Here is a 25,731-nt window from a genome sequence, read left to right as displayed (position 1 = left end):
GAATTCGAGCCGTTGCGGTTGGAATGCGTTCAACGCAGCGCTCTACAAAAAACAAAAAGTCACGACGCGAAGAAGAGGAAATCTACCTATGAACAAATACGCCCTTACGGCGGCCGCCGCCCTGTTCCTAGCGGCGACTGCGCCGTCGTTCGCTTTCGACGCCGCCGTCGGTCAGCGCGCGCCGAGCCAGGCGACGCGCATCAGCTGCGACACGCATGCCGAGGACGACCAAGCGGTTTGCGCGAGCAAGTGCGAGGACGCCTATCTTAAGGACCAGCAGGGCTGGACGGCGGACATGAGCAAGATCAAGGCCGCCAAGAAGTCTTGCGACGAGAAATGCGGCTGCCCGCAGAATTCAAGCAACCTCTAAAAAGTCGCTTTGATTTGAGCCCAAGGGGCGCGCGAGAGATCGCGCGCCCCTTGTGCGCTGCGCCGGCGAGAAGGTGAGAAGCCGCCGCCGACTTCTTACAAGATACTGGAAATAAAAGATATTTTCTCTCCTGTCGCCATACTGTGGCGGTTCGTCGCGGCCCGTCGCGCGAGCGACGCGCAATTGACATGCACGGCCACTTACGACATCGTCCCGCCGCTCGTTGCGTTATGTGAGGCCGTTGCTGTTCAAAGGCGGGAGGGGTCCAACGCAGGCGAAGTCTAGACGCCCGATGGGCTAGTTAAGGAAGCGACCAAAATGAGGAAATACGCCATTGTGACGGCGGCGGCTCTTGTCGTCGGAATGATCAGCCCGGCCTTCGCTGATTGCGACGTCCATAAAGCGGACGAAGACAAGCAGGCCAAATGCGCTGAAAAATGCGACGACGAGTATCTCTCCCGCAAGATGAATTACGGCTCCAACAAAGCGGAGGTTGACGCCAACAAGAAGGCTTGCGACGCCGCCTGCGGCTGCCCGCAGAACTCCAAGGACCTGTGAGCCGAATTTTCTGGCTTACGCGAGGATGAAGCTATTGGGGCGCGCAAGCATTGCGCGCCCATAGTTTTTTGATTGACGGATTATTGCGAGTAGACGTTGCCGTCCGGACCCTTCCAGCCTTTAGGGTCTTCGTAGAAGCGGTATTCTTCATCGAACGTCACTGTCGCGCCGGGCGCCACATATTGCTTGCCCTTCGGATCGGAACTTCGCGGCGAAGTCACGTAATGATTGCTCGGCGAACAGCCTTCGAGAAATTTTCCAGCCTCGTCAGGTTTGCATTCGAGATTTGCGCCTTCCGGAAATTCGACGCGCGCGTTGAAGAAAATCTCATAACCCTTTTCTCCGGTGGCGTGCATCTCGAGACGCTCGGCCATCGTCTGCTTGAATTCGAGGATTTTGCCGGGCTTGTCGAAGCGCTGCTTGAGCAGATTTTCGAAAATCTGCTTTGCATGCGCCTCGGTCGGATCGCAGCCGAACATGCAATAGGCGTTGGCCGGGACGACCGAAAGCGACGCCAGCGCCGTTGCGGCGACAAACGTGATGAAAGCGCCTCGCATATTTCCTCTCCTTCGGGTTCTTATGATTTCGCCGCGCCAACGCGCGCGCCCTTATAGCATCTTGTCGCGCCGGCGCCGCGCATCCGTTTAACGACCTTCAGGCGTCATCGGGTTGAGCCAGAGATCTTTGACCTGATCAAAGTGGATCGCGGGATCATAGCCCCTTGCCGTAAGGTCGAGCCAGTCGGACGACAGCCGCCCCAACGAGGAAAGCAGGGCGTAGGAGGCGACGACGCGGTCGCGCTGCGCCACGATGAGCCCGATCCGGGCATAGAGCAGCTCCTGTTGCGCATTCAAGATTTCAAGCGTCGTTCGCTGGCCGGCTTTTGCTTCTTCCCGCACGCCATAGAGCGCGCGCTCGGCGGCGGCGATCTGCGTTTGCGCCGAGGCGATCTGCGTTTTCGCCGCCTGCAAGGCGCCCCAATAGGCGCGCACCAGCGAAAGAACTTCGGCGCGGGCGACATCGGCGTTGAGCCGGCGCTGGCCGGCGGTTTCCTTGGCTTGCCGGACGCGAGAGGAGGTCAGGCCGCCTTCATAGATCGGCACGTTGAGATGGCCGAGGATTTTCGCGCCGACGTTGCGGTTTCCAATGCCGACAAGATCGGTTTGCGTAAAAACATCACCGACGATCGAAAATTTCGGCATGAATTCAGCTTCAAGCGCCTTGATGTCGAGATCGGCGGCGTCGGCGTCGTGCAGCGCGGCGAGTATGAAGGGATGTTCGGCTTGCGCGATGCGCTCCGCTTCCTCGCGCGACTTCGGCAGCAGACGATCGACTGGCGCGCCGGGAGCGAGCATCGTCGGCTCCACGCCGATGATCTTGCGATAGACGCCTATGCTCGCGTCGAGCGCCGCGCGCGCCGCGCCGGCAAGAGATTTTCCGCCCGCCAGACGCGCCTCGGCCTGCGCGACGTCGGTCTGGGTGATCTGCCCATATTCATAACGCTCGCGCGTCTGGCGCAGTTGTTCCGTCAGGACGGCGACATTGCTTTCCTGAAGTTTAAGCGATGCGGTGTCGCGCAGCACGTCCATATAGGCGGTGACGGAGTCGAACAAGATTCGCTGCTCCGTCAGGCGCAGCCGCTCGCGTCCGGCAAAGACGCCCGATTCCGCCGCCAGCGTCTGGTTTTGCGTCTTGAATCCGTCGAAGATCGGCTGCTCGAACGTAATCGACGCGGCGCGCGGAACATTCTTGCCGTTCTGAATGCTCTTTGAATAGTCGGATTGGGTGGGGTCGCCCAAATAGACGTCGTGTTGTTGCGTGATCAGTCGATTGCGCTGTATGCCGAGATAGCCGTCGCCCGACACGCGCGGACGCAACCCGGCCAGCGCCTGCGGCACTTTCTCGTCGATGGCGCGCAGTTCGGCTCTGCTGGCGTTGAGCTGCGGATTGGCGTTATAGGCGCGGCGCATCGCGCCGATCAAAGTTTCCGCGCGCGCCGTCGCTCCCGCCGCGAGGAGGCAGCACATGACCGAGGCGACGCGACGCACGCTCACCGGTCAACCTCCGCTTTGTTGCAGGGAAGTCGACTTGGGCGAACGACAGAAGAATGCGTAAAGGGCCGGCAGGACGACAAGAGTGAGAAGCGTCGCGCTGATCAGGCCGCCGATCACCACCGTCGCGATCGGCTTTTGCACTTCGGCGCCGGTGCCGGTCGCCAGCGCCATCGGCAGGAAGCCGAGCGAAGCGACCAGAGCGGTCATCACGACCGGCCGCAATCGCGTCATCGCGCCTTTGTAGATCGCCGGAAGCTCAGGCATGCCGCCGGCGATCAATTGCGAAATATAGGTGCGCATCACCAAGCCGTTCAACACGGCGACGCCCGAGAGCGCAATGAATCCGACAGCGGCTGAAACCGACATCGGCATGCCCCGCAGCCACAGCGCGGCGACGCCGCCGGAAAGCGCCAGCGGCACAGCGGTGAACACCAGCAGCGCGTCACGCGCGGAGCCAAGCGCGGAATAGAGCAAGAGAAAGATCAGGAAAAAGCAGACCGGCACGACGATCGTCAGGCGCGCGCGCGCCGCCTCAAGATTTTCGAACTGGCCGCCCCATGCGATCCAGTAGCCAGGCGGCAATTTCACTTTCGACTCGATTTTCGCGCGCGCCTCCTCGACGACCGAGGCGATGTCGCGCCCGCGCACATTCGCCGAGACCACCACCCGGCGATGGCCGTTCTCGCGCGAAATCTGGTTCTGTCCGTCGGCGATCGAAAATTTCGCTACCTGTTTAAGCAGCACGACCGGGCTCGTGCCGGCCGCCGAGGGGAGCGCGACCGGGATCGACTCCAACGCCTGCGCGTCCTCGCGCAAATTGTCCCGCAGCCGAACGACGATCGGAAAACGGCGGTCGCCTTCAAACACCACGCCGGCCCTCTGCCCGCCGATCGCCGCGCCGATCACGTCCTGCACCGCCCCGACGCTTAAACCGAGGCGCGCGATCGCGGTCTTGTCGACCGCGATATCGAGGATCGGCAAGCCGACGACCTGTTCGACCTTAACGTCGCTCGCGCCTTTGACCGAATTGAGAATGCCGGCGATCTGATGGGCCGCCTTCAACATGACGTTGAAATCGTCACCGAACACTTTCACCGCGATATCGCCGCGCACGCCGGCGAGCAGTTCATTGAAGCGCAATTGGATGGGTTGCGAGAACTCATAGGCGTTGCCCGGCAGCTGCGCCAGCCGCGCCTCCATCTTTTCGATCAGCGCGGTCTTTTCGAGGTGCGGGTCGGGCCATTTCTCGCGCGGCTTCAGCATAATGAAAGTGTCGGTCAGATTCGGCGGCATCGGATCGGTGGCGATCTCGGCCGTGCCGGTCTTAGAGAAGACGTAGTCGACTTCCGGGAAACTGCGCAACGTGCGTTCAATGTCGAATTGCATCCCCTGCGCCTGCGTAAGCGATGCGCTGGGGATTCGATTCGCCTGCATGGCGAGGTTTTTCTCATCGAGCGTCGGAACGAATTCTTCGCCGAGCGTCAGGTAGAGAAGCGCCGCAAAGACGAAGGCGCCGGCACCCATCGCAATAGGCTTCAATGGCGCCGCCATCGCCCATTTCAAGATTGGCTCATAGGCGCGTTTAAGCGCGGAAACGACGACGTTCTCGGATTCGCGCACGCGTCCCGAAAGCGCGATGGCGATCATCGCCGGAAAGAAGGTCAGCGAAAGAATGAACTCACATCCAAGCGCCATGATGACGGTCATCGCCATCGGATGGAACATTTTCCCTTCGACCCCGGAAAAGGTCAGGATTGGCACATAGACGAGAATGATGATCGCCTGTCCAAAGACTGTCGGACGCCGCATTTCGACCGCCGAGTCGATGACCGTCGTCAGCCGTTCTTCAAGCGTCAATGTGCGGCCCAAGGCGTTCTGACGCTGAGACAGCCGCCGCAGGCAGTTCTCCGTGACGATGATCGCGCCATCGGCGATCAATCCGAAATCGAGCGCGCCGAGACTCATCAGATTGGCGCTGATCTTTCCGACATACATGCCGACGCCGAGCAAAAGCATCGTCAGCGGTATGACCATCGCCGTCACCAGCGCGGCGCGGAAATTGTCGAGCATGACAAAGAGCACGAGAATGACAAGCACAGCGCCCTCGACGAGATTAAGCGCGACCGTCTTGATCGTGGCGTTGACGAGAATCGTGCGGTTCAAAATCGTGCGCACTTCGACGCCGGGCGGCAGAATGCGCCGGATTTCATCCATCTTCTCGTTGACGGCGCTCGACACTTCGCGACTGTTGGCGCCGATCAGCATCAGCGCCGTGCCGATGACGACCTCCTCGCCATTCATGCTGGCGCTGCCCATGCGCAGCTCGCGGCCAACGCCCACCTCGGCGATGTCCTCGACTCGCACCGGCGTGCCGCCACGCGTCGAGACGACGACTTTGGCGATGTCGTCCATCGACTCCAGCCGGCCGGGGCTGCGCACGACGAGGCCCTCGCCATTGCGTTCGACATAGCCGGCGCCGCGGCTGATGTTATTGCGCTCGATGATGCCGGCGAGATCGGCGAAGGACAGGCCGAGCGCGAAGATTTTCGCCGGGTCGGGCTGGACGTGATATTCCTTGACGTAGCCGCCGAGCGAGTCGACGCCGGCGACGCCGGGCACCGTGCGCAATTGCGGTCGGATGATCCAATCCTGCACGGTTCGCAGATAGGCGGTCCGTTCGAGCGGCGTATGCAATCGCTGCCCTTCCGGCGTCAGATAATCGCCGTTGCGCTGCCAGCCCGGCTCGCCGTCCTTCGCCGGCTTTTCGCCGGTCCGCGGCGCATAGTCGACGGACCACATATAGATTTCGGACAGACCAGTCGCGACCGGGCCCATATGCGACTCGACGCCGGGCGGAAAAGTCTCCTTGGCGATCGCCATGCGTTCGCCGACCTGCTGGCGCGCGAAATAGATGTCGACATTGTCGGCGAATACCGCCGTCACCTGGCCGAAGCCGTTGCGAGAGAGAGAGCGCGTATATTCCAGTCCAGGTATGCCGGCGATGGCGTTCTCGACCGGATAGGTGACCTGCTTTTCGATCTCGAAGGCGGAAAGCGCGGGCGCGAAGGCGTTGATCTGCACCTGATTGTTGGTGATGTCGGGAACCGCGTCGATCGGCAGTCGCATCAGGGACCAGACGCCGAGCGGCACGGTGAGCGCCGTCAGCAGAACGACAAGCCAACGGCTTCGGACCGAAAGGGCGATGAGATTCTTGATCATCGCAGCCGAAAGGTTTCCGCTTGGGCGCGAAGGGCCGTCCGGAACGTTAAGGAAGCGTGGCCGTCGGCGCGCATCATTCCTCCGGAATGTTCTGCTTGCCGAGCTCCGCCTTCAGCAGAAAGACATTGGAGACGGCGACCTCTTCGCCCGGCTTGAGGCCAGAGACGACTTCGACCGAATTATCGTCGCCCCGGCCAAGCTCGACTTCGCGCTTCGCGAAACCGTCGGCGGTTCGAACGAATACATTGGCCTTGCCGTCGATCATCATGACGGCGGAACGCGGAACCTTAATCTTTACCCGAGCCTGCTTGAGCGAGATTTCCGCTTCGATGAGACTGCCGGGTCGTAACGAGAAATCGGGATTGAGAAAGCGCGCAAGGACGGGGCCAGTTCGCGTCTCTTGCGAGATCGTCGCGGGGACATAGGTGATTTTGCCGTCGAACGTGCGGCCTTCGGCGTTTTGAATCCGCACCTCCTGTCCCTCGCGCAAGAGACCAAGATCTGCGGCGGGCACCGCGATCTCGGCTTCGACGATCGAGAGATCGGAGATGATATAAAGCTCCTTCGACTGACCTTCGCCGCCGACCGGCTGGCCGATGCTGACCAGACGCTTGATGACGCGCCCAGAGATTGGGGCGAGAATCTCCTTGCGGCGAAGGTCGGCGATCGGTTGCGAGGGCAGGGCCGCGATCTCCTGCTCGGTCATATCGAGCGCAGCGAGTTTTTGGCGCGCGAGATCGAGCTTCACTTTGGCCGCCATGAAGGCCGCTTTGGCTTTCAGGAACAGCTGCTCGGCGGTGATTTTCTTTTCGTAAAGTCCCTTCTCTCGCTGAAAGAGCACATTTTGAAGATCGAAATTCGCCAGCGCGGCGAGGTATTCGCTCTTTGCTTCCGCCACTTCGCGCGAGTCGATGATCGCAATGGTTTCGCCGCGCGTAACGGCGTCGCCAAGCCGCTTGCGCAATTCTTCAACGACGCCAGCGACTTTGGCGGCGACCCGCGCGATCTTGTCAGGATCGGGCGTGATAGCGGCGGGCGCCATCAGCTGACGCGAAATGTCGCCTGGGCCAACCGCCTTCACCGAGATTTTTGACGTCTCTATCTGAGCCGGGGAAAGGCGGACTTCTCCTTCGGCGGGCGCCGGCTCGATCGCCTGGCTTTGTTGATTGGGGGCGATCCCCACCTTGATCGCGCGGAAGAGAGACGGCAGCGCGGCGCCGACCGCAAGGCTCGCGAGGACGGCGAGCGCCAGAACGGACCTTTTACGGGTCATGGTCGACGTGAATCGGCTCCGTATCGAATAATCTTCCTGGGGTAGCATTGGCGCGCCGCTCGAGCTATTGGCCGCCGCGGCGATTATGGGGGATATCGCGCGTCGGGGTTTCATTCCTTAAATGAGTTGCCCGGCGCGGTCCATGCAAGGGCGCGCGGCTCTTTCACGCATGCCTCGGTTATTAAAACGAAAAGACCAATCAAATGGGGGCGCTGCAAAGGCTTTTGCATGACATGTCGGCGACAGCGGAAAAACCCGATTTCGCCGCGGTTTTGGAGCGCGGATTCATGAATTGCCGCGCTCTTTGCGCAAGCGGTCCCAATAGTCGAGGCGCTTGGCGATTTCGCGCTCGAATCCGCGCTCGACCGGCTTGTAGAATTTCTGTCGCGGCAGCGAATCAGGCCAGTAGTTCTGACCCGAAAAGGCCTCGGGCGAATCATGGTCATAGTCGTAGCCCGCGCCATAGCCCTCTTCACGCATCAATTTCGTCGGCGCGTTGAGGATGATTTTCGGCGGCGTCAGCGAGCCCTTCTCCTCGGCGATGCGTTGCGCGCGCTTATAGGCGACATAGGCGGCGTTGGATTTGGGCGCGGTCGCCACATAGATGACCGCCTGCGCCAAAGCGAGTTCGCCTTCGGGACTGCCGAGAAAGTCATAGGCGTCCTTTGCGGCATTGGCGACGACGAGCGCCTGCGGATCGGCGAGTCCGATGTCTTCAACCGCCATCCGCACGATGCGCCGCGCCAGAAACAGGGGATCTTCACCGGCGGCAAGCATGCGGGCGAGATAATAGAGTGCGGCGTCGGGGTCGCTGCCGCGGACGCATTTGTGCAGCGCGCTGATGAGATTGTAATGGCCTTCCTGCGCCTTGTCGTAAATCGGCGCGCGGCGTTGCACGATTTCGACCAGTCCTGCGCGATCGAAGATTTCGCCGGGTTTCGCGGCCCGCCAGATTTCCTCGGCCAGCGTCAACGCGGCGCGGCCGTCGCCGTCCGCCATGCCGATAAGCGCCGCACGCGCATCCGCGTCGAGCGGCAACGGCTTGCCCTCCGCCTGTTCGGCGCGTTCGAGCAGCTGTTCGATCGCCGTTTCGTCGAGGGCCCTGAAGGTCATCACCCGCGCGCGCGACAGCAACGCCGCATTGAGCTCGAATGAGGGGTTTTCCGTGGTCGCGCCGATGAGCGTGATGGTGCCGTCCTCCATAACGGGGAGAAAGGAATCCTGCTGGGCGCGGTTGAAGCGATGAATCTCGTCCACGAACAGCAAGGTCCCCTGGCCGGCGGCGCGGCGCGCGCGCGCCGCCTCAAAGGTCTTCTTCAACTCGGCGACGCCGGAGAAGATCGCCGAAATCTGCACGAAGGCGAGCCTGGTTTCATGCGCGAGCAGCCGCGCGACCGTGGTCTTGCCGGTGCCGGGCGGACCCCAGAAGATCAGCGAACCCAGCGCGCCGGCGCGGATGAGCCGCGTCAGCGCGCCATCGGGTCCAAGCAGATGATCCTGGCCCGCAACCTCGTCGAGACGAGTCGGCCGCAGCCGGTCGGCGAGCGGACGCGGCGCGTCGTCTTCGAGCTTCGCGGCTTGGAACAGATCGGACATCGTTACTGATTAACACAGCGAAGCGGCGCGCCTTCGAGAATCTCTGGCCAAGCCGGCTCTCTTCAATGCCCTGCTTTCGCTATTGGCGGATTTATTGCGCCTTCAGGCGCAATATATATTCGCGAAGATCGCAAAGGGTGCGCAAGTGTCCAATGTTCAAAAAATCAGCGTCTCATTGACCAACCAGCAAATGGCGCATGTCCGAGCGGCCGTTGAGGCGGGCGAATATGCGACGCCGACCGAAGTCGTTCGAGAATCTCTGCGCGATTGGCAGGCGAAACGCGAAGCGCGCCAAGATGAGTCTCGCCGCCTCCGTCAGAAATGGGATGAGGGCAAGGCGAGCGGCGACGGCTGGCAGGTCGACTTTGACGCGCTAAGGCGCGAAGCCCGAAGCCGCCTCAAGGATAAGAACGTCGCCGCGCCGAATGGCGATTGAATTTCGGTGGGGCAAGCAAGCCCGCGAGGACTTGCTGCAAATTTACCTTGCGATTGGCCGCGACAATTTCGCCGCCGCCGATTTGCGGCCCCGACCGCCGCCGAGGCCGCCGGGCTTAGCCCACGATCCGCGAGATCAGCAACACAATCAAACTTTGCGTAGCGTCGTCATCATCCGCAAGATCGTATGCCTCCCACAGCTTCAGAATTAGTTCTTGCCTGCGGGTCTCTTTTTCAGATGCGCGAGCGGCGAAGATGATTGATTTTATTAGACCCATTTGTCCTCCGATACGCCATCTAAGTTGACGGCGCGTCGGAAGGCTTTTCCGGATTGCTCAATCGCACAACGGCTAAGGTTAAGTTATCTCACCTGTCGCCACAAACAAACGCCTTTCCGCTTGCCGTCCATGACGACGCGCCCACGCATGGCCTGCATCCGCAACGAATGAATGAGGTTGTTGGTGACGGCCTTCGCCAGCATCTTATCGCTGGTGTCCAAGCCCTCCCGGCGCACCAGGAACAGCGCCAGTTCCTTCGTCGTCATCGGCCGCTCGCGAGCGCTTCCTGGCAAAGGGCGATCTACTCTGCCCGTTTAAAGAAGCGAATGGATATCGACGTAGGGCCTCTCGTCGGCGCCAGCGTCGAAGAGACGCATCGCGGCGTTGACGTGCGCGAGGTCGGCGCGGGCCTGTTCTAGCTGACGCTCGTAGAGCTTGATGACGGCAATGATTTCGTCGCGCTTTCTGCGCAGCGTGACGACGGTTCGAATCTCGGCCATGCTTGAAAGCTAAGCCGCGACTTCAAAATAGCTTGTGGCGCTTGCGCCATAATACCGGAAATTTGGGCGTTTCCGCCCAAATGGAGCGCGATCTACCCGATTTCCACGATCCGCGCGCTGTGATGGATGACCTCGGCCTTGTCGCCGACGGACTTGCCCATCAGCGCCGTTGCGAGCGGCGCGACATAGGGAATGAGACCCTTCGCCGGGTCGGCCTCGTCTTCGCCGACCAGTCGGAAGCTGCGGCGTTCGCCGTCTTCAAGCTCGACGACGACGCGATGTCCGAACCGAACCGCCGAATGATCGGCGATCGGCCTGATCACCTCGGCGCTCGCCCGGCGCGCCGTCCAGTATCGCAGATCGCGCTGCGCCAGCGCGAGCGCATGATTGTCTTCGGCCGCCGTGGCGCGTTCGATTTCCTTATGCAGGCGCGCCAGCTCGCCTTCGATCTGCTGAAGGCCTTCGGGCGTCACCAGATTGCGATGCGGGCTGATCGGCCGGTCTGGCAGATCCTCGCGCGGATTGTCGTCGTCCTGTTCCTTGGTGAAAGCCGAGCTCATGCGCATTCAACCTTGTGGGCCGCGCCGGCGCGGCGGGCGTCCTCAACAAAAATAATCGGCCCAAGCGGGCCGTTCGCCGGCATTAGAGCGGAGACGCGTCCGATTGTCGAGAAATTGACGTAACGATGCGACGATTCGCGCGATTTTGAAACAGTTTAGCTTTTTGCCACATCGGGACGGTCCGCGCTCGAGCGAATCAGGTCAATCCGCCGCTCCTGGCGGAAGGTTCAGCCCCATGTCGATGACGACGCGGCCGCGAATCTTGCCGGTCACAATCGATCGGGCGCGATCCAGCGCCGCGTCGAAGGGTATGATTTCGCTCATCGCATCGATCGCGGCCGGGTCGAGGTCCTGCGCGATTCGCGCCCAGGCCGCGCGCCGCAAAGCGATGCGCGGGCGCACGCTTTCGACGCCAAGCAGCGCAACGCCGCGTAAGATGAAAGGCGCGAGATTCGCCTGAAGCTCCATGCCGCCAACATTGCCGCAGGCGGCGACGGCGCCGTCGAATTGCGTCTGCGCGAGAAGATTGACGAGCGTGACGCCGCCGACCGTATCGACGCCGACGGCGAAGCGCTGCTGTTGCAGCGGCCTTCCGGGAACGGCAAATTCTTCGCGGCCAATGATTTCGCTCGCGCCCAGGCGTTTCAGATAGTCCGCTTCGCCCCCTCGTCCCGTGACCGCGGCGACGCGCCAGCCGGCTTTGGCGAGCAGCGCGACGGCGAATGAGCCGACGCCGCCCGTCGCGCCCGTCACCGCCGCGAGCCCGTCGTCCGGCCGCGCGCCGTGACGCTCGAGCGCCAGGATGCAGAACATGGCGGTCAGTCCGGCGGTGCCGACCGCCATTGCGCGCGCAGGGGTCAGCGACGGCGGCAGTTTCACCAGCCAATCTCCGGAGAGGCGCGCCTTTTGCGCAAATCCCCCGTAATGCGCTTCGCCCAGCCCACAGGCGGTCGCGATCACGATATCGCCCGGCGCAAAGTCGGGATGCGCCGAATGCGTCACCCGGCCGACGAGGTCGACGCCCGGAATCATCGGGAAGCGGCGCACCACCGGCCCTTTTCCGGTGATGGCAAGCCCATCCTTGTAGTTGATCGCCGAGAAGGCGACGTCCATGTCGACGTCGCCCTCCATCAGGTCGCGCTCGCACATGACGACGTAATCGGCGTGATGGCCGCGCTCGCTCTTGTCGATGCGAATGGCCCTGAACTCGCTCACGTCGACCTCCCCCGCGCGCACGCGCCTAAAGCGACGCCTTCTATCGGAGAAAAAGTTTTAAAAAGGAAAACATTCGCCTATCTAGGGCGTAAAGCCCTAAAATCGCCATCGATCAACTATCAAGAATTAGGTCGTGGCAATAGTGCATAATATATCTTGATGGAATCCCGGCCTTCTGTTACGCATTCTCCAAGTAACGGGGAAACCGCGATTCTATGCAGCGAAGCATTGACAAAGGGCGGCGGGGGCGGCGTCCATCTCAAAAGGAAGTGGTGAGCAATCCAATGACTCAAACCAACAACATTGAACTCGCGGCCGACATTGTCTCCGCCTATGTGAGCAACAATTCAGTCCCGGCCGGAGATTTGCCTGGGCTGATCAGCGAAGTTTACAATGCCCTGTTGCGCGTGGGTTCGGGCTCCCCCGCTGCGCCCGCCGAGCCGCCGAAGCCGGCCATCGCCGTCAAGCGGTCGGTGACCAATGATTACATCATCTGCCTTGAGGACGGTAAGAAGTTCAAGTCGCTCAAGCGCCATTTACGCACGCAATACGGACTGTCGCCCGAAGACTACCGGGAGAAGTGGGGACTTGCCGCCGACTATCCTATGGTTGCGCCCAATTACGCCAAAGCCCGCTCCACTCTCGCCAAACAGATGGGTCTCGGCCAGCAGCGCCGCCGTCGCGGCAAATAAAAGGCGGCCGAGACGGCCGCCCCTCATCGATCGTCCTTCTGAGTCCGCCGATCGGAGAGCGGCTTCAGCTTTTGCAAGCGCGGCGAGTCGAGTTTCAGCTCTCCTCGTCGCTCTCGATGTCGCCGTCGATCAATCCGGAAACGTCGTCGTCGCCCTCTTCCTCTTCGAGGAAAGTGTCGTCCTCCGCATCGTCTCCTTCGATCTCCACTTCATCTTCGACGTCGAGCGATTCCGCCGCGGCCTCGGTTTCCTCGACTTCTTCGAGCGACACCGTGTCGGCGTTTTCTTTTTCGATTTCGCTTTCTTCTTCTTCCTGCGCGCGCGCCGCCGTTCGCGTCAGCGCTACAACCTGATAGATCGCGCCGCATTTTGGACAGGCGATCGGATTCTTATTCAAGTCGTAAAATTTCGTCCCGCAGGACTGACATTGGCGTTTGGCGCCGAGTTCGGGTTTTGCCACGGTCGAATGGTCCTCGAGAAGCGGCGTGGGAACGCCCCGCCTTTATGGAGAGACTATGTGGGCGCTCCGGTTAGTGGCGTCCCGCGCCGCTGTCAAATGGGAAATGCATTGTCCGCGCGCCCATTGCCAAGCGGCGCGCGGATTGGCATAGAATCGTCGCTACGCGGGTGTAGCTCAATGGTAGAGCAGCAGCCTTCCAAGCTGAATACGAGGGTTCGATTCCCTTCACCCGCTCCAGCCCTGCCAATTTTTTTCGCGCGATCGGTTCGCGCTCGCCGGTAACGCGCCTTGGGCGGCGCTTGTCGTCGCCCCGCCGCGGCTCAAGAGAACGGATTCGCGATCGCCGCGTTTACCAATTGCGCGCTTGCGCCAGGCCGACGAAGGCGTCGCGACGCGGCGATCCAAGCGGCGCGGGCGCCGGGCCGCATCGATCAGCCGTCCCAAACAAGGACGCAATCTTAAGAATTCCTGTCGGTTTGCGCCGCTTTCGCGTGTCGCCGTCGGGGGCGACGCGCCCAATGGGTCGCGGAAATCGGCCGGAACGCAGCGGCAACCGCGATCCAACGCTGATTCGTGCGCGCTGCGTTCCCGCTTGATCCCAAAGCTTAACAGCAACGAGGCGAACCGCCCAATCTTCGCCGTTGACAGAAGCGGCGAAAAGAGTCCGTCGGCGGTCTCTTCAAGACCAGCTTCGGCAAGCCGTGTGGCGCGCCTCAAATGCAATTTCTGGTGTTAATGATCGGGTCAGCGTCCATATATTGTCGGAACAGACCATGACTCGGCGAGAGTCAGCGATTCGGGCGCGATTCGTTCGCAGGCTGTTCAGAAAGTAAAGTCGCGCGCCGCGCCAAGTTTCGATATGAAACGAAGGCGCTCAACGCGCGTCAGGCAGCAAAGAAAAATGACACTCGCGCCGTCCTTCCCGGCGAGCCGCGCCGCCCCTCGCGCCAGACCGTTCGACAGGGGGGTCGCGGCGGTGCTCGGCCCCACCAATACCGGCAAGACGCATCACGCCATCGAGCGGATGCTGTCCTTTTCATCGGGCGTCATCGGGCTGCCTCTGCGCCTCCTCGCCCGCGAAGTCTATAATCGCGTCGCCGAGCGCGTCGGGGCCGACAATGTCGCGCTCGTCACCGGCGAGGAAAAAATCAAGCCGCGCGCGCCGGCCTATTGGGTTGCGACAGTCGAAGCGATGCCGCGCGACATCGAGGCGGACTTCCTCGCCATCGATGAAATACAGCTCGCCGCCGATCTCGATCGCGGCCACATCTTCACCGACCGGCTGCTCAATTGGCGCGGACGTCAGGAGACGCTTCTCATCGGGGCGTCCACGATGGCGCCGCTCGTTTCGGACCTCTTTCCGGGCGCGCCGATCTACACGCGCCCGCGGCTTTCGGAACTGTCATTCGCCGGCGACCGGAAAATCTCGCGGCTGCAGCCGCGCAGCGCCGTCGTCGCCTTTTCCGCCGAAGAAGTCTATGCGATCGCCGAACTGATCAAGCGCCAGCGCGGCGGGGCGGCCGTCGTGCTCGGCGCGCTGTCGCCGCGCACGCGCAATGCGCAGGTCGAACTCTACCAGAGCGGCGACGTCGACTATATCGTCGCAACCGACGCCATCGGCATGGGTCTCAATCTCGACGTGGATCACGTCGCCTTCGCCGCCGATCGCAAATTCGACGGCATAAGACACCGTCGGCTGACGCCGGCCGAATTCGGACAGATCGCCGGCAGGGCGGGTCGCCATATGAGCGACGGCTTTTTCGGCGCGACGGGCCGTTGTCCGCCGTTCGACGAGGAATTGATCGAATCCCTGGAGGATCACCGTTTCGATCCGGTGAAGACATTGCAATGGAGGAACAGCGCGCTCGACTTTTCTTCGATCGACGCGCTGCTCCACTCTCTCGATCGGGCGCCGGCGCATCCCGATCTCATTCGCGCGCGCGTCGCGGACGATCAACGGGCGCTTGAAGCCGCGAGCCGCGACGAAATCGCACAGCGCAACGCCAAAGCGCCGGCGGATGTCGCCCGGCTCTGGGAAGCGTGCCAGATTCCCGATTACCGCAAGACCTCGCCGGCGGCTCACGCCGAGCTGGCGCTTGCCGTATTCGCCTTTATCGCCCGGCGGGGCAAAATCCCCGAGGACTGGATGGCGCGGCAGATCGAGGCGGTCGACCGCGTCGACGGCGACATCGCCACGCTGTCGAATCGTCTGGCGCAAGTGCGCACGGCAAGTTTTATCGCCAACCGTTCCGGCTGGCTCGACGACTCCGAGCATTGGCAGAGCGTCGCGCGTCGGGTAGAGGACAGCATATCCGACGCGTTGCATGATCGACTGACGCAGCGTTTCGTCGATCGCCGCACCAGTGTGCTGGTGCGCCGCCTAAGAGAGAACGCGATGCTCGAAGCCGAAATCAACGCCGCCGGCGACGTTATGGTCGAAGGCCAGCACGTCGGAAGCCTTCAGGGATTTCGCTTCACGCCCGATCCCGGCGCGGCGGGCGAAGCGGCGAAGACGCTGAACGCGGCGGCGCAGAAGGCGCTCGCGGGCGAATTCGAGGCGCGCGCGACGCGCGTGTTCGACGCCGTCGATGACGCCTTCGCGCTCGGCAATGACGGCCTCATCCGCTGGCTCGGCGAGCCCGTGGCGAAAATCGCCGCCGGCGCCGGCGTATTGTCGCCGACGACTCGCGTTCTCGCCGACGAACAGCTCGCTGGCGCGGCTCTCGACAAGGTCAAGCAACGCCTCGATCTTTGGATGGCGCAGCACGTCAAGAAACTGCTCGGGCCTCTCGAACAGCTCGAAAAGGGCGAAGGTTTGGAGGGCGTGACGCGCGGCGTCGCCTTTCAGCTTGCGGAAGAACTCGGCGTGTTGGATCGCGCGCGCGTCGCCAAGGAGATCAAGGCGTTCTCGCAAGACGATCGCGGCGCGCTGCGCAAGCTCGGCGTGCGCTTTGGCGCCTATCACATCTACCTTCCGGCGCTTCTCAAGCCTGCCCCGCGCGCGCTCTCGGCGCTGCTCTGGGCGCTGCATCACGGCGGGCTCGAAAATGTGAAGGGTCTCGAGGAGGTGCCGCATCTTGCGGCCTCAGGACGAACCTCCTTCGCCGCCGACGCGTCGATTCACAAGGGATTCTATCGCGCCGCCGGCTTTCGCGTCTGCGGCGAGCGCGTCGTCCGCGTCGATATTCTCGAACGTCTCGCCGATCTCATCCGGCCTGCGATCGCCTATCGGCCGGGACTCACGGCGGGGGCGCCGCCGCCCGGCGCCGCCGATTCCGACGGCTTCGTCGTCACCGTCGCGATGACCTCGCTCACCGGCTGTTCCGGCGAGGCTTTCTCCTCGATCCTCAAATCGCTGGGCTATGCGCCGACGCAGCGCCCCGGACCGGCGATCACCGTGGCGCTGGTCCCGGCGGCGCCGATGGAGCCCGTGACGCCGAACGCTGAGGCCGCCGCGCCGGAAGCGGCGACCGAGGCCGTTCCTTCCGAGGCGCCAGCCGAACCGCCGATTGCGGTGGCGGAAGGCGCGCCCGAGCCGGAAGCGGCGGCGGCTGTGGAGGCGCCAGCCGAGGCGACCGCCTCCGAGGAGGAGCCGCCGACCGAGGCGCAAGCCTCTCTCCCCGCAGAAGAGCCGGCGGCGCCGGAGCCCCTGCAGGACGCTGCGGCGACCGAAGCGCAAGTCGAAGCTCAGGTCGAGTCGGCCGAAGCCGCGCCGGCCGCGCCTGAAACCATTGAAGTCTGGCGACCACAGCGCCACGCCTATTCGGGTCCGCGCGGCCGCGAAGGCGGCGTCCGGCGCGTCGCGCGAGACCAGGGCGCGGAAGACAAGCGACCGCCGCGCCGCGACCAGCGGGCGCGCGCCGATGCGCCGGGCAAGGACGGGCGGCCAGCCGGAAAGCCGCGCTTCGAGGGCCGGCCACAGCGCGACGATTCCCGCCCGCGTCGACCCTTTTCGCCGCCGGAGCGGCGCGAGCGCCAGCCTGACCCCGATTCGCCCTTCGCTAAGCTCGCCGCGCTCAAGGCTGAACTTGAAAAGAAGGGCAAATAGCGGGTCCAGCGCCGCCGCTCTCGGCTTCGCCATCGTATTGCCAATAGTGAGGCGGACAACTATTGCTTCCCGGGGGGCGGGCGCGGCCAAGAGCGCGCTGCGAAGCAGAGGAACCCGGCTTTTCGCGTAAAAGCGCGCTCTAAGCTTTGAGATCGATCGCGTCATCCGCCTTTGGCCGATTCCGCCTAAAGGCGGCGCGATCTAGTGCTAGAGGGGCTGATGAAGAAGATTTTGCCCGTTATTATGTGCGGCGGGTCGGGGACGAGAGTATGGCCCGAGTCGCGCGAGACGCTGCCCAAGCAGTTCATTCCGCTGGTCGGCGAGCGATCGACCTTCCAGACGACGATGGCGATGCTGGCGGACCCGGCCTTCGAACGGCCGATCGTCATCTCGAACTTCGACTACCGCTTCCTCGTCGCCGACCAGCTGCGCGAGATCGGCGCGCAGGCCGACGTCATATTGGAGCCCTCGCGCCGCGACTCCGGACCGGCGGTCGCCGTCGCGGCAGGCCTCGCCGCGCGCCGCGCGCCTGACACGGTCGTCGTCGTGCTCGCCGCCGACCATGTGGTCCGCGATCCGGCTGGTCTCGTCGATCTTTGCAAGCGCGCGGGCGCGGCCGCCGCCGAAGGCTATATCGTGACGCTCGGGGTCAAGCCCGACGGGCCGGCGACCGGCTATGGCTATCTGCGCCCCGGCGAGCCGCTCGCGACCTGCTGCGAAGTCTATAAGCTCGACGCGTTCGTCGAGAAGCCGGACCGCAAGACGGCGCAGGATTATGTCGACGCCGGCTATTTTTGGAACAGCGGCAACTTCATCTTCCGCGCCGATGTGATGCAGTCGGAGATCGCGCAGTTCGAGCCGGGCATTTTCTCCGCCGCCGAGGCCGCGATCGAAATGGCCCGCCAGGACCTCGGCTTCATGATTTTGAACGCCGAAGCTTTCGCGCACGCCCCGAAGAAGTCGATCGACTACGCGGTGATGGAGAAGACCGAAAAGGCGGCGCTGATTCCGGCCGACATCGGCTGGTCGGACGTCGGCACCTGGCGCGCCGTGTGGGAATTGTCGGAGCGCGACGAATGCGGCAATTCGGTGCGCGGACATGGCGTCGTCATGGACGCGCGCAACGTCCATGTCCGCTCGGAAGACACGCTGACTACGGTGGTCGGCGTCGACGACATCATCGTGGTGACGACGCAGGACGCGGTGCTGGTGCTCAGCCATGAGCACGGCGATCAGGTCAAACAGCTCGTCGATCAGCTGCGCAGCGAGAACCGGCGCGAAGCCGGAGAGCACAAGCGCATCTTCCGGCCCTGGGGCTATTATCAGGGGATCGACGAAGGCCAGCGCTATCAGGTGAAGCGCATCGTGGTGAAGCCCGGCCAGCGCCTGTCGCTGCAAAAGCATTTCCACCGCGCCGAACATTGGATCGTGGTGCGCGGCACGGCGGAAGTCGGCCGCGACGACGAGATGCATCTCGTCCACGAAAATGAATCGATCTATCTGCCGATCGGCTGCCGGCATCGCCTGATTAATCCCGGCAAGATCGATCTGGAGCTGATCGAAGTGCAGACCGGCTCCTATCTCGGCGAGGACGACATCGTGCGCTTCGAGGACGCGTATAATCGGGGGTGATTTGCCTCGGAGCTTTCCGCGTCATGGCCGGCCTTGCGCCGGCCATCCACGTTTAAAGCGCGCGCTAATTGTGCAAACTTCAGCAGCAGCGGCTTGGCGTGGATGGCCGCGACAAGCGCGGCCATGACGCAAACAGTCATCGTCAAAATCTGCGGTCTTTCCTCGCCCGATACGCTTGCCGCGGCGATCGAAGCCGGCGCGGATATGGCGGGCTTCGTCTTTTTCGCGAAAAGCCCGCGCCATATCGATCTTGAAACCGCGCGCACGCTCGGCCTTCTCGCGCAGGCGCGCATCAGCAAGGTGGCGCTCACCGTCGACGCCGACGACGCCGCGCTGGATGAGATCGTCGACGCGCTCGCGCCCGACTATCTCCAACTTCATGGGAAGGAATCGCCGGCGCGCGTCATGCAGGTGAAGGCGCGTTTCGGCCTGCCGGTCATAAAGGCCGCAGGCGTCGCGACGGCCGCCGATGTCGAGGCGGCGCAGCTCTATGAAGACGTCGCCGACGTCATCCTCTTCGACGCCAAGCCCGCGCCAGACGCGGCGGTTCCCGGCGGCGCCGGCGTCGCCTTCGACTGGACTCTGCTACGCGGCGTCGCCGCCAAACAATGGATGCTGTCGGGCGGGCTCGATCCAAACAATGTCGCTGAGGCGATACGCCTGACCGGCGCCCGCGCGGTCGACGTCTCATCCGGCGTCGAGCGCGAACGCGGCGTCAAGGATGCGGCAAAGATCACCGCCTTTGTCAAAGCCGCGTGGCTTTCATAGCGCCGCGCGAGGCGCTAATAAGTTTCCGAGAATGGAAGGCCGAGCATCCCTTCTCCCGTTTACGGGAGAAGGTGTCGTCGCGAAGCGGCGACGGATGAGGGCCCTCACCCGACCCTGCTTCGCAGGGCCACCCTCTCCCGCGAGCGGGAGAGGGAAGCGCCCATGGAACACGCCTCGTGAACAAGCCGCTTCCCAATTCCTTCCGCGCCGGGCCTGACGAAAACGGCCGCTTCGGCATTTTCGGCGGGCGTTTCGTCGCCGAAACGCTGATGCCGCTCGTGCTCGACCTCGAAGCGGCATATGAGCAAGCGAAACACGATCCGGCCTTTCACGAAGAACTCGCCGGGCTTCACAAACATTATGTCGGGCGCCCATCGCCGCTCTATTTCGCCGAACGCATCACCGATTTTGTGCGCGAGCGCGCCGGCGAGGACAAAGGCGCCAAGGTCTATTTCAAGCGCGACGAACTCAATCACACCGGCGCGCATAAGATCAACAATGTGCTCGGCCAAATTCTACTCGCGCGGCGCATGGGCAAGAAGCGCATCATCGCCGAGACGGGCGCCGGTCAGCATGGCGTCGCCACCGCCACCGCCTGCGCGCGCTTCGGGCTCGACTGCGTCGTCTATATGGGCGCGGTCGACGTCGAGCGGCAGAAGCCGAATGTCTTCCGCATGAAGATGCTCGGCGCCGAGGTGCGGCCGGTGCAAAGCGGCGCGCGCACGCTGAAAGACGCGATGAACGAAGCGCTGCGCGACTGGGTGACCAATGTCGCCAACACTTTTTATTGCATCGGCACGGCGGCGGGGCCGCATCCCTATCCGGCGATGGTGCGCGATTTTCAGTCGATCATCGGCAATGAAACCCGCGTCCAGATGCAGGAGATGGAAGGCCGCCTCCCCGATTCGCTCGTCGCCTGTATCGGCGGCGGCTCCAACGCGATCGGCCTCTTCCATCCGTTTCTCGACGACGCCAGCGTCGAGATTTACGGCGTCGAGGCGGCGGGCCATGGCGTCGACGTGCCGAACGGCCATGCGGCCTCGCTCACCGGCGGGCGTCCGGGCGTGCTGCACGGCAACCGCACTTATTTGCTCATGGATGACGACGGCCAGATTCTCGAAGGCCATTCGATTTCGGCGGGGCTGGATTATCCCGGCATCGGCCCCGAACATTCTTGGCTGCACGAAATCGGCCGGGTGAAATATCTCAACGCCACCGACAAGGAGGCGCTCAGCGCGTTTCAGCTCTGCTCGAAGCTCGAAGGCATCATTCCCGCGCTCGAACCTTCACATGCGCTCGCGAAAGTATTCGAGCTCGCGGCGCAGAAGTCGCGCGATCATCTGATGGTGATGAATATGTGCGGCCGCGGCGACAAGGACATTTTTACGGTCGCCGAACATCTGGGCGGGATGTAAAACCTCGATCATTGCGAGCAGCAAAGCGACGAAGCAATCCAGAAGACGTTTGGTAATTCTGGATTGCTTCGCTTCGCTCGCAATGACGACCTTAGGTCTATGGTCCGGCTTTTGACACGCACCGCTGCGCGATCTCGTTGAGCTTGCGGCCGCGTTCAGCTTCGTCCTTCACGCCGGCAAGCGCCTTGCTGCTGATCGCTTCCCGCGCTGTGCATTCGCAGGCGTCGTGGCACAGCTTGCCTTCTCCTCCCTCGTCAAAGCAGCGCGCCTCACATGAGGCGACGAAATCCGTCGTGTCGATGGCGGGCGGCGCGAGATAGGCGAGGCCGACAAACAGCGCAAAGAGCGCCGGCTGATGGACGAGATAGATGGGGAGGCTGTGGCGGCCGAGGAAGGACAGCCATCCCCTCTTCCCGTTTACAAGGAGAGGGCCGCCCCCTGCCTCTGCCCTCTCCCTGTAAACGGGGAGCGGGAGTTTAGCCGCCGCCACGCCCAGCAAAAGCGGGCCCGCCCAGGGAAAGAGCGGGCGCCAGTCCTGGGTCAGGGGTTCGCTGGTCGATAGCCCGATCCATTGCAGCCAATCGGCGTCGAAGGCGGGCGATGCGAGAAATTCTCCGCCGGCGAGGAAGAACGCCCCGCCCGCAAGCGCCACGGGCCAGGGCGCGAGAAGAAAAGGAACGGCGATCAGGCTGGCGAGCGCGATGCAATGCAGAATGCCAAAGAACACGAACGCCTTGGGAAAGGCGACATAGGTGCCCGCCGTCACCAGCGCCGCCGCCGCCGCGATGATTGCGAAGCGCCGCCAGAAGGCCGGCCAGCGGATGCCGCCGCGATGCGCCAATACGAGCGCGACGCCGGCGATGAACAAAAAGGCGAAGGCGATCGAGTGGCCGAATATTTTGACGTGCGCCGTCCAGGGAAGATTGGCCGGCGCATAGCCGAAATGCGCCAGATCCCAGATGAGATGAAAAACGACCATCGCCAGGACGGCGAGGCCGCGCGCGGCGTCGAGCGCCCACCAACGGGTTTGGGTCATCGGCGGGCGGAGGCGGGCGGCGCGCCGAGGAATTTGCTGAACGCCATGTCGGGCGCCGAAAGATTATGGCGCGACGGCAGATGGCGGCCGACCCAGACTTCGGTGGCGCTGGCGCCGGGAAAGCGGATCACCGGCGCCTCCTCCCAGCCCTTGCCGCGCTTGCTGCGCCAGGCGACGATCGCCGCGTCGCTCATCGTCTCCATGGCGTACATCGAACGCAGCGCCGCGAAAGGCAGCCCGTTCGGCATCGCCTGGCTGAAGGAGACGTCGAACGTCAGCCGATCCTGATCGACGTTCTTGATCGTGACGCGCCCCTCGCCGCCGCGCTGGAATTTGAGAATGACGCTGCGGTTCTGTGGCTCGAAGACAATTTCTTCAAGATCGACGATCGGCCGCTCCTGGGTCTCGACCGGTCCGACGAGAAAGGACGAGCCATAGGCCGTCCAGCGCATGTCGTCGAAGGGGAGCGGCCGCGCCCGCCAATAGCCGTCGGGCGGATAGAGCACCATGATCTCCTCGGCCCGCTCGCGGTGCCACATCCAGAACTGGATGAGATGGAGGCCACGCTCCACCGTATCGCCAACGCGAACCGGCACGTCGTTCGACCGCCAGAAGGAGGGAAAGGTGTAGCCGGTCAGCCAGAAATCCGGCGTCTCCCAGAAAGTCTTGCGGCGCGCCCGCGAAAACGCCTTGGGATCGACGGTAAGATCGCAGCTCGACCAGTCAGGCGCCCAGCGGTCGGAGGCGATGGTGTTGATATAGGAGGGATGCACCGCCTGGATTTGCAGGCTGCGCAAACGAGGGGAGATGAAGTCGAGTTCGATATTGTCCTTTTCGGCGCAGAGCTCCGGCGCCGAATTATTTTCCACCCGCACCTGCAGCTCTTCGGCCGCTTCGGGAAGCTCCGCCGAGGCCGGGCCGGCCAAAGCCAAGCCGCCGGCGCCAAGAAGGAAGCGGCGTCTATCGAATGCCGTCATTTAGCGAAAGTCCTGTCGCCCTTGAGATATCTATGGCGCACGAGAGGCGCGCGCGGAAAATCTTTCGCTTGTCCCAAAGGCGAAAACAAGGACCGACGCGCCTTCCATAACGCGCCGGCTCCTCCTAAAAACGCGCGCCCTGCGCTCAGAAGCCGAAGTCGAAGAGCGAGGGCAGCGGATTGCCATAAGCTTGGCGGCGCCGCGAGGCTGCATGGGCCGCCGCGCTATGCCGCGCGCTGCCGTAGTAATGGCCGCGCGGCGGGGCGCCGCTGATCGAAATCCTGCCGCCTTCACGCTGCACCATCTGATAGAGCATCGCCGCATGGCCGGGCGACAGGCGCACGCAGCCGTGCGAGGCGGGACGGCCGAGCATGCCGGTTTCGTAGGAGCCGTGAATGGCGTAGCCGCCGCGGAAGAAGATCGAATGCGGCATCGGCGACATATGGTATTTGCGGGAGTAATGCATGGGCTGCATGCCGGTCGGCGCGAAGGAGCCGCGCGGGGTGGAATAGCCGGCGCGGGCGGTCGACACCGGCCAGGCGTAGCTGCCCGACGAAGACTGGACATGCATGGTCTGAGTGGAAAGATTGATATGAATATGGGTGGTGGCGTTCGCCGCGCCCGTGGCGGCGAAAAGGAAAGCAGTTGCGGGGGCGATGACGGATAAACGCATAACGGACTCCTGACGCAACGCATAAGCGACTGGGCCGGCATTCTTGCTCTGGCTTGGCGCTGCATCAAACTAAATGAAGCGTTAAGGTTTCGCGGCAAGGATAGAGCGCAAAGCTTTCGACGCCGACGCGCCTATCGAGATTGGGGGCGAGAGCCCATGACAGATTGGACTTTGCGCGCGTTTGGCCCGGCGCTATTGGGCTTGGCGGCGTTTGCCGCGGCCGGCGACGCTTTCGCGCAGGATATAGGGACGCTCGATCCGAAACCCTTGCCGCCGCTCGCCAATCCGTCCAGTCCCGGGACGCCGGCGCGCGAACTTTTTGGCCGCGCCGAGGAGGCGGCGCCGCTTCATCCGAACCCGATCGGCTTTTATTCGCGCGGCTGTCTCGCCGGCGGCGAGCCGCTGCCGGTCAACGGGCCCCATTGGCAGGTCATGCGACTGTCGCGCAACCGCAATTGGGGGCATCCCAATCTCATCGCCTTTTTGAAGCATTTCTCGGCGAAAGCGTCGAAAGAATCGGGCTGGCCGGGCCTGCTCGTCGGCGATCTGTCGCAGCCGCGCGGCGGGCCGATGATCTCAGGCCATGCGTCGCATCAGATCGGCCTCGACGCCGATATCTGGCTTGCGCCGATGCCGAACCGCGAGCTCACCCGCGAAGAGCGCGAGGAGATGATGTCGACCGACGTCGTGCGCGATGACCGTCTCGACGTCCGCCCCGATGTTTGGAGCGAAGGCCATGTCGCGGTGATCCGCGCCGCGGCGATGGATCCGGCCGTGCAGCGCATTTTCGTCAATGCCGCGATCAAACGCGCTCTGTGCCGCGTCGCCCAGGGCGAAAGCTGGATGCGCAAGGTGCGGCCGATGTGGGGGCACAATTACCACTTCCATATTCGGCTCTACTGCCCGAACGGCTCGAACTGCCGCGATCAGGACCCGACGCCGGCCGGCGACGGCTGCGACGCCTCGCTCGCCTGGTGGTTCAGGGAAGAGATCGTGCATCCAAAGGGGAAATCGGGGAAAAGCTGGCCGCCGATGACGATGGCCGGGCTGCCGTCAGCCTGCCGCGAGGTGTTGCGCGCGAAATAGGCTTCAGCGAAATAGGCTTCAGAAAGAACAGTCGCCGAGCGGGCAGGCGACGCCAGTGCCGCCGAGACCGCAATAGCCGCCTGGGTTCTTGGCAAGATATTGCTGGTGATAGTCCTCGGCGTAATAGAACGGCGGACAATCGGCGATTTCCGTCGTGATCACGCCAAGCCCGGCCTTCGTCAATACGCGTTGATACATGGCGCGCGACTCGTCTGCGGCGGCGCGCTGCTCCGGCGTCGAGAGGTAAATCGCCGAGCGATATTGCGTGCCGACGTCATTCCCCTGGCGCATGCCCTGGGTCGGGTCATGGCCTTCCCAGAACAGGCGCAAGAGCTGTTCGAAAGTGATGGCCGGCGGCTGATAGACGACGAGAACCACCTCGGCATGGCCGGTGCGGCCGCTGCAGACGTCCTCATAGGTGGGGTTTTTGGTCGCGCCGCCGGCGTAGCCGACCGCGGTCACATAGACGCCGTCGCCCGCGTGCCAGAATTTGCGCTCCGCGCCCCAGAAACAGCCCATGCCGAACAGTACCCGCTCCGACCCCAGCGGGAACGGCGGGTCGAGCGGGCGGCCATTGACGAAATGGCGCGTCCCATGCGGCACCGGCATGTCGCGGTCGGGAATCGGCCGAAGGAGCTTGGAAAGCGAGAGTTCGTCGAAGATCGCCATGGCGCCGATATAGTGCGGGTCCCTGACGTAAACTAGGCTCAGGACCTATTAAATTTGATTGAGGCGTGATTCACAAGAGGCTTCTGATTCGGAGGCCTTGAAGATGAGCAGCCTGTTTCTCCTGAGCGCGCGCCAGATGGCGCGGATATCTCCGTCCTTTCCTTTGGCGCATGGCGTGCCGCGCGTTGACGATCGACGCGTTGTCAGCGGCATTGTC

The 25,731-nt window shown here is 63.1% G+C and carries 23 protein-coding genes, 1 tRNA gene and 1 pseudogene; 11 read left to right on the top strand and 14 right to left on the bottom strand.

Annotation, left to right across the window (positions count from 1 at the left end; genetic code table 11):
- The first annotated feature begins 88 nt into the window (after positions 1-88).
- Positions 89-370 (top strand): hypothetical protein, encoded by a 282-nt coding sequence (locus AB7I51_RS11680; RefSeq protein WP_428404405.1) that lies wholly within the window; start codon positions 89-91, stop codon positions 368-370.
- A 318-nt stretch (positions 371-688) separates the two neighbouring features.
- Positions 689-928 carry a hypothetical protein gene (locus tag AB7I51_RS11675; protein WP_428404406.1) on the top strand — a complete coding sequence of 80 codons (240 nt, stop codon included), beginning with the start codon at positions 689-691 and terminating at the stop codon, positions 926-928.
- Between the two features lie 80 nt (positions 929-1,008).
- Here the strand turns inward: AB7I51_RS11675 and AB7I51_RS11670 are convergent, their stop codons facing one another.
- From AB7I51_RS11670 to AB7I51_RS11650, 5 genes are all read right to left on the bottom strand, one after another.
- Positions 1,009-1,485 carry a hypothetical protein gene (locus AB7I51_RS11670; RefSeq protein WP_428404407.1) on the bottom strand — a complete coding sequence of 159 codons (477 nt, stop codon included), beginning with the start codon at positions 1,483-1,485 and terminating at the stop codon, positions 1,009-1,011.
- A gap of 87 nt (positions 1,486-1,572) precedes the next feature.
- A complete protein-coding gene (locus AB7I51_RS11665) occupies positions 1,573-2,982 on the bottom strand; it encodes a TolC family outer membrane protein (protein WP_428404408.1) in 1,410 nt (469 codons plus the stop codon).
- Positions 2,983-2,985: 3 nt separating this feature from the next.
- Positions 2,986-6,201, bottom strand: coding sequence for an efflux RND transporter permease subunit (locus AB7I51_RS11660; protein ID WP_428404409.1), 3,216 nt, complete (start codon positions 6,199-6,201; stop codon positions 2,986-2,988).
- A 73-nt stretch (positions 6,202-6,274) separates the two neighbouring features.
- A complete protein-coding gene (locus tag AB7I51_RS11655) occupies positions 6,275-7,474 on the bottom strand; it encodes an efflux RND transporter periplasmic adaptor subunit (protein ID WP_428404410.1) in 1,200 nt (399 codons plus the stop codon).
- A gap of 285 nt (positions 7,475-7,759) precedes the next feature.
- Positions 7,760-9,070, bottom strand: a complete 1,311-nt coding sequence (locus AB7I51_RS11650; RefSeq protein ID WP_428404411.1) for a replication-associated recombination protein A — start codon at positions 9,068-9,070, stop codon at positions 7,760-7,762.
- Positions 9,071-9,215: 145 nt separating this feature from the next.
- Here AB7I51_RS11650 and AB7I51_RS11645 point away from each other — a divergent pair, with 145 nt between their 5' ends.
- The gene (locus AB7I51_RS11645) at positions 9,216-9,506 is read left to right on the top strand and encodes a ribbon-helix-helix domain-containing protein (RefSeq protein ID WP_428404412.1); all 291 of its coding nucleotides are present in this window, start codon (positions 9,216-9,218) and stop codon (positions 9,504-9,506) included.
- A gap of 360 nt (positions 9,507-9,866) precedes the next feature.
- Here AB7I51_RS11645 and AB7I51_RS11640 read toward each other — a convergent pair whose 3' ends face one another.
- From AB7I51_RS11640 to AB7I51_RS11625, 4 genes are all read right to left on the bottom strand, one after another.
- A complete protein-coding gene (locus tag AB7I51_RS11640) occupies positions 9,867-10,049 on the bottom strand; it encodes a hypothetical protein (RefSeq protein WP_428404413.1) in 183 nt (60 codons plus the stop codon).
- Positions 10,050-10,097: 48 nt separating this feature from the next.
- The gene (locus tag AB7I51_RS11635; protein WP_428404414.1) at positions 10,098-10,283 is read right to left on the bottom strand and encodes a hypothetical protein; all 186 of its coding nucleotides are present in this window, start codon (positions 10,281-10,283) and stop codon (positions 10,098-10,100) included.
- A gap of 92 nt (positions 10,284-10,375) precedes the next feature.
- Positions 10,376-10,843, bottom strand: a complete 468-nt coding sequence (greA, locus tag AB7I51_RS11630; RefSeq protein WP_428404415.1) for a transcription elongation factor GreA — start codon at positions 10,841-10,843, stop codon at positions 10,376-10,378.
- A gap of 201 nt (positions 10,844-11,044) precedes the next feature.
- The gene (locus tag AB7I51_RS11625; RefSeq protein WP_428404416.1) at positions 11,045-12,058 is read right to left on the bottom strand and encodes an MDR family oxidoreductase; all 1,014 of its coding nucleotides are present in this window, start codon (positions 12,056-12,058) and stop codon (positions 11,045-11,047) included.
- Between the two features lie 284 nt (positions 12,059-12,342).
- On the opposite strand from AB7I51_RS11625, the gene AB7I51_RS11620 reads away from it, so the two are divergent.
- On the top strand, positions 12,343-12,750 hold the full coding sequence (locus AB7I51_RS11620; RefSeq protein ID WP_428404417.1) for a MucR family transcriptional regulator: 408 nt from the start codon (positions 12,343-12,345) through the stop codon (positions 12,748-12,750).
- 94 nt (positions 12,751-12,844) lie between these two features.
- Here the strand turns inward: AB7I51_RS11620 and AB7I51_RS11615 are convergent, their stop codons facing one another.
- A complete protein-coding gene (locus AB7I51_RS11615; RefSeq protein ID WP_428404418.1) occupies positions 12,845-13,210 on the bottom strand; it encodes a TIGR02300 family protein in 366 nt (121 codons plus the stop codon).
- A 163-nt stretch (positions 13,211-13,373) separates the two neighbouring features.
- On the opposite strand from AB7I51_RS11615, the gene AB7I51_RS11610 reads away from it, so the two are divergent.
- The 5 genes from AB7I51_RS11610 to trpB all read left to right on the top strand — a co-directional run bounded on the left by AB7I51_RS11610 (position 13,374) and on the right by trpB (position 21,073).
- Positions 13,374-13,447, top strand: a tRNA-Gly gene (locus AB7I51_RS11610).
- 664 nt (positions 13,448-14,111) lie between these two features.
- A complete protein-coding gene (locus AB7I51_RS11605; protein ID WP_428404419.1) occupies positions 14,112-17,258 on the top strand; it encodes a helicase-related protein in 3,147 nt (1,048 codons plus the stop codon).
- 219 nt (positions 17,259-17,477) lie between these two features.
- Entirely contained in the window at positions 17,478-18,890 is a 1,413-nt protein-coding gene (locus tag AB7I51_RS11600; RefSeq protein WP_428404420.1) for a mannose-1-phosphate guanylyltransferase/mannose-6-phosphate isomerase, read from the top strand.
- A gap of 123 nt (positions 18,891-19,013) precedes the next feature.
- Positions 19,014-19,658, top strand: a complete 645-nt coding sequence (locus AB7I51_RS11595; RefSeq protein ID WP_428404421.1) for a phosphoribosylanthranilate isomerase — start codon at positions 19,014-19,016, stop codon at positions 19,656-19,658.
- A 176-nt stretch (positions 19,659-19,834) separates the two neighbouring features.
- Positions 19,835-21,073 (top strand): tryptophan synthase subunit beta, encoded by a 1,239-nt coding sequence (gene trpB, locus AB7I51_RS11590; RefSeq protein WP_428404422.1) that lies wholly within the window; start codon positions 19,835-19,837, stop codon positions 21,071-21,073.
- Between the two features lie 97 nt (positions 21,074-21,170).
- Here trpB and AB7I51_RS11585 read toward each other — a convergent pair whose 3' ends face one another.
- The 3 genes from AB7I51_RS11585 to AB7I51_RS11575 all read right to left on the bottom strand — a co-directional run bounded on the left by AB7I51_RS11585 (position 21,171) and on the right by AB7I51_RS11575 (position 23,759).
- Positions 21,171-22,109 carry a heparan-alpha-glucosaminide N-acetyltransferase gene (locus AB7I51_RS11585; RefSeq protein WP_428404423.1) on the bottom strand — a complete coding sequence of 313 codons (939 nt, stop codon included), beginning with the start codon at positions 22,107-22,109 and terminating at the stop codon, positions 21,171-21,173.
- Positions 22,106-23,086: a hypothetical protein gene (locus AB7I51_RS11580; RefSeq protein ID WP_428404424.1), complete on the bottom strand. Its 981-nt coding sequence runs from the start codon at positions 23,084-23,086 to the stop codon at positions 22,106-22,108. Before AB7I51_RS11580 ends, AB7I51_RS11585 begins: the two co-directional genes overlap by 4 nt.
- Positions 23,087-23,231: 145 nt before the next feature.
- Complete coding sequence (locus AB7I51_RS11575) at positions 23,232-23,759, bottom strand: L,D-transpeptidase (protein ID WP_428404425.1); 528 nt, start codon at positions 23,757-23,759, stop codon at positions 23,232-23,234.
- Between the two features lie 156 nt (positions 23,760-23,915).
- Between AB7I51_RS11575 and mepA the strand changes: the two genes are divergently transcribed.
- Positions 23,916-24,845 carry a penicillin-insensitive murein endopeptidase gene (gene mepA / locus AB7I51_RS11570; protein WP_428404427.1) on the top strand — a complete coding sequence of 310 codons (930 nt, stop codon included), beginning with the start codon at positions 23,916-23,918 and terminating at the stop codon, positions 24,843-24,845.
- An 18-nt stretch (positions 24,846-24,863) separates the two neighbouring features.
- Here the strand turns inward: mepA and msrA are convergent, their stop codons facing one another.
- Positions 24,864-25,454 carry a peptide-methionine (S)-S-oxide reductase MsrA gene (gene msrA, locus AB7I51_RS11565; protein WP_428404428.1) on the bottom strand — a complete coding sequence of 197 codons (591 nt, stop codon included), beginning with the start codon at positions 25,452-25,454 and terminating at the stop codon, positions 24,864-24,866.
- A 163-nt stretch (positions 25,455-25,617) separates the two neighbouring features.
- Here msrA and AB7I51_RS11560 point away from each other — a divergent pair.
- A pseudogene (locus tag AB7I51_RS11560) lies at positions 25,618-25,731 on the top strand (IS5/IS1182 family transposase); the annotation flags it as partial.

It is taken from the genome of Methylocystis sp. (assembly GCF_050246715.1).
Classification (GTDB): Bacteria; Pseudomonadota; Alphaproteobacteria; order Rhizobiales; family Beijerinckiaceae; genus Methylocystis.
The sequence above is the reverse complement of the archived record's forward strand: the minus strand, read 5'-3'. Positions and strand labels throughout refer to the sequence as shown.

Bases quoted from the DNA above. Each gene is read 5' to 3' on its own strand.
- AB7I51_RS11680 (WP_428404405.1), top strand. From the start codon at position 89: ATGAACAAATACGCCCTTACGGCGGCCGCCGCCCTGTTCCTAGCGGCG.
- AB7I51_RS11675 (WP_428404406.1), top strand. From the start codon at position 689: ATGAGGAAATACGCCATTGTGACGGCGGCGGCTCTTGTCGTCGGAATG.
- AB7I51_RS11670 (WP_428404407.1), bottom strand. From the start codon at position 1,485: ATGCGAGGCGCTTTCATCACGTTTGTCGCCGCAACGGCGCTGGCGTCG.
- AB7I51_RS11660 (WP_428404409.1), bottom strand. From the start codon at position 6,201: ATGATCAAGAATCTCATCGCCCTTTCGGTCCGAAGCCGTTGGCTTGTC.
- AB7I51_RS11655 (WP_428404410.1), bottom strand. From the start codon at position 7,474: ATGACCCGTAAAAGGTCCGTTCTGGCGCTCGCCGTCCTCGCGAGCCTT.
- AB7I51_RS11650 (WP_428404411.1), bottom strand. From the start codon at position 9,070: ATGTCCGATCTGTTCCAAGCCGCGAAGCTCGAAGACGACGCGCCGCGT.
- AB7I51_RS11640 (WP_428404413.1), bottom strand. From the start codon at position 10,049: ATGACGACGAAGGAACTGGCGCTGTTCCTGGTGCGCCGGGAGGGCTTG.
- AB7I51_RS11635 (WP_428404414.1), bottom strand. From the start codon at position 10,283: ATGGCCGAGATTCGAACCGTCGTCACGCTGCGCAGAAAGCGCGACGAA.
- greA (WP_428404415.1), bottom strand. From the start codon at position 10,843: ATGAGCTCGGCTTTCACCAAGGAACAGGACGACGACAATCCGCGCGAG.
- AB7I51_RS11620 (WP_428404417.1), top strand. From the start codon at position 12,343: ATGACTCAAACCAACAACATTGAACTCGCGGCCGACATTGTCTCCGCC.
- AB7I51_RS11605 (WP_428404419.1), top strand. From the start codon at position 14,112: ATGACACTCGCGCCGTCCTTCCCGGCGAGCCGCGCCGCCCCTCGCGCC.
- AB7I51_RS11600 (WP_428404420.1), top strand. From the start codon at position 17,478: ATGAAGAAGATTTTGCCCGTTATTATGTGCGGCGGGTCGGGGACGAGA.
- AB7I51_RS11595 (WP_428404421.1), top strand. From the start codon at position 19,014: ATGACGCAAACAGTCATCGTCAAAATCTGCGGTCTTTCCTCGCCCGAT.
- AB7I51_RS11585 (WP_428404423.1), bottom strand. From the start codon at position 22,109: ATGACCCAAACCCGTTGGTGGGCGCTCGACGCCGCGCGCGGCCTCGCC.
- AB7I51_RS11580 (WP_428404424.1), bottom strand. From the start codon at position 23,086: ATGACGGCATTCGATAGACGCCGCTTCCTTCTTGGCGCCGGCGGCTTG.
- AB7I51_RS11575 (WP_428404425.1), bottom strand. From the start codon at position 23,759: ATGCGTTTATCCGTCATCGCCCCCGCAACTGCTTTCCTTTTCGCCGCC.
- mepA (WP_428404427.1), top strand. From the start codon at position 23,916: ATGACAGATTGGACTTTGCGCGCGTTTGGCCCGGCGCTATTGGGCTTG.
- msrA (WP_428404428.1), bottom strand. From the start codon at position 25,454: ATGCCGGTGCCGCATGGGACGCGCCATTTCGTCAATGGCCGCCCGCTC.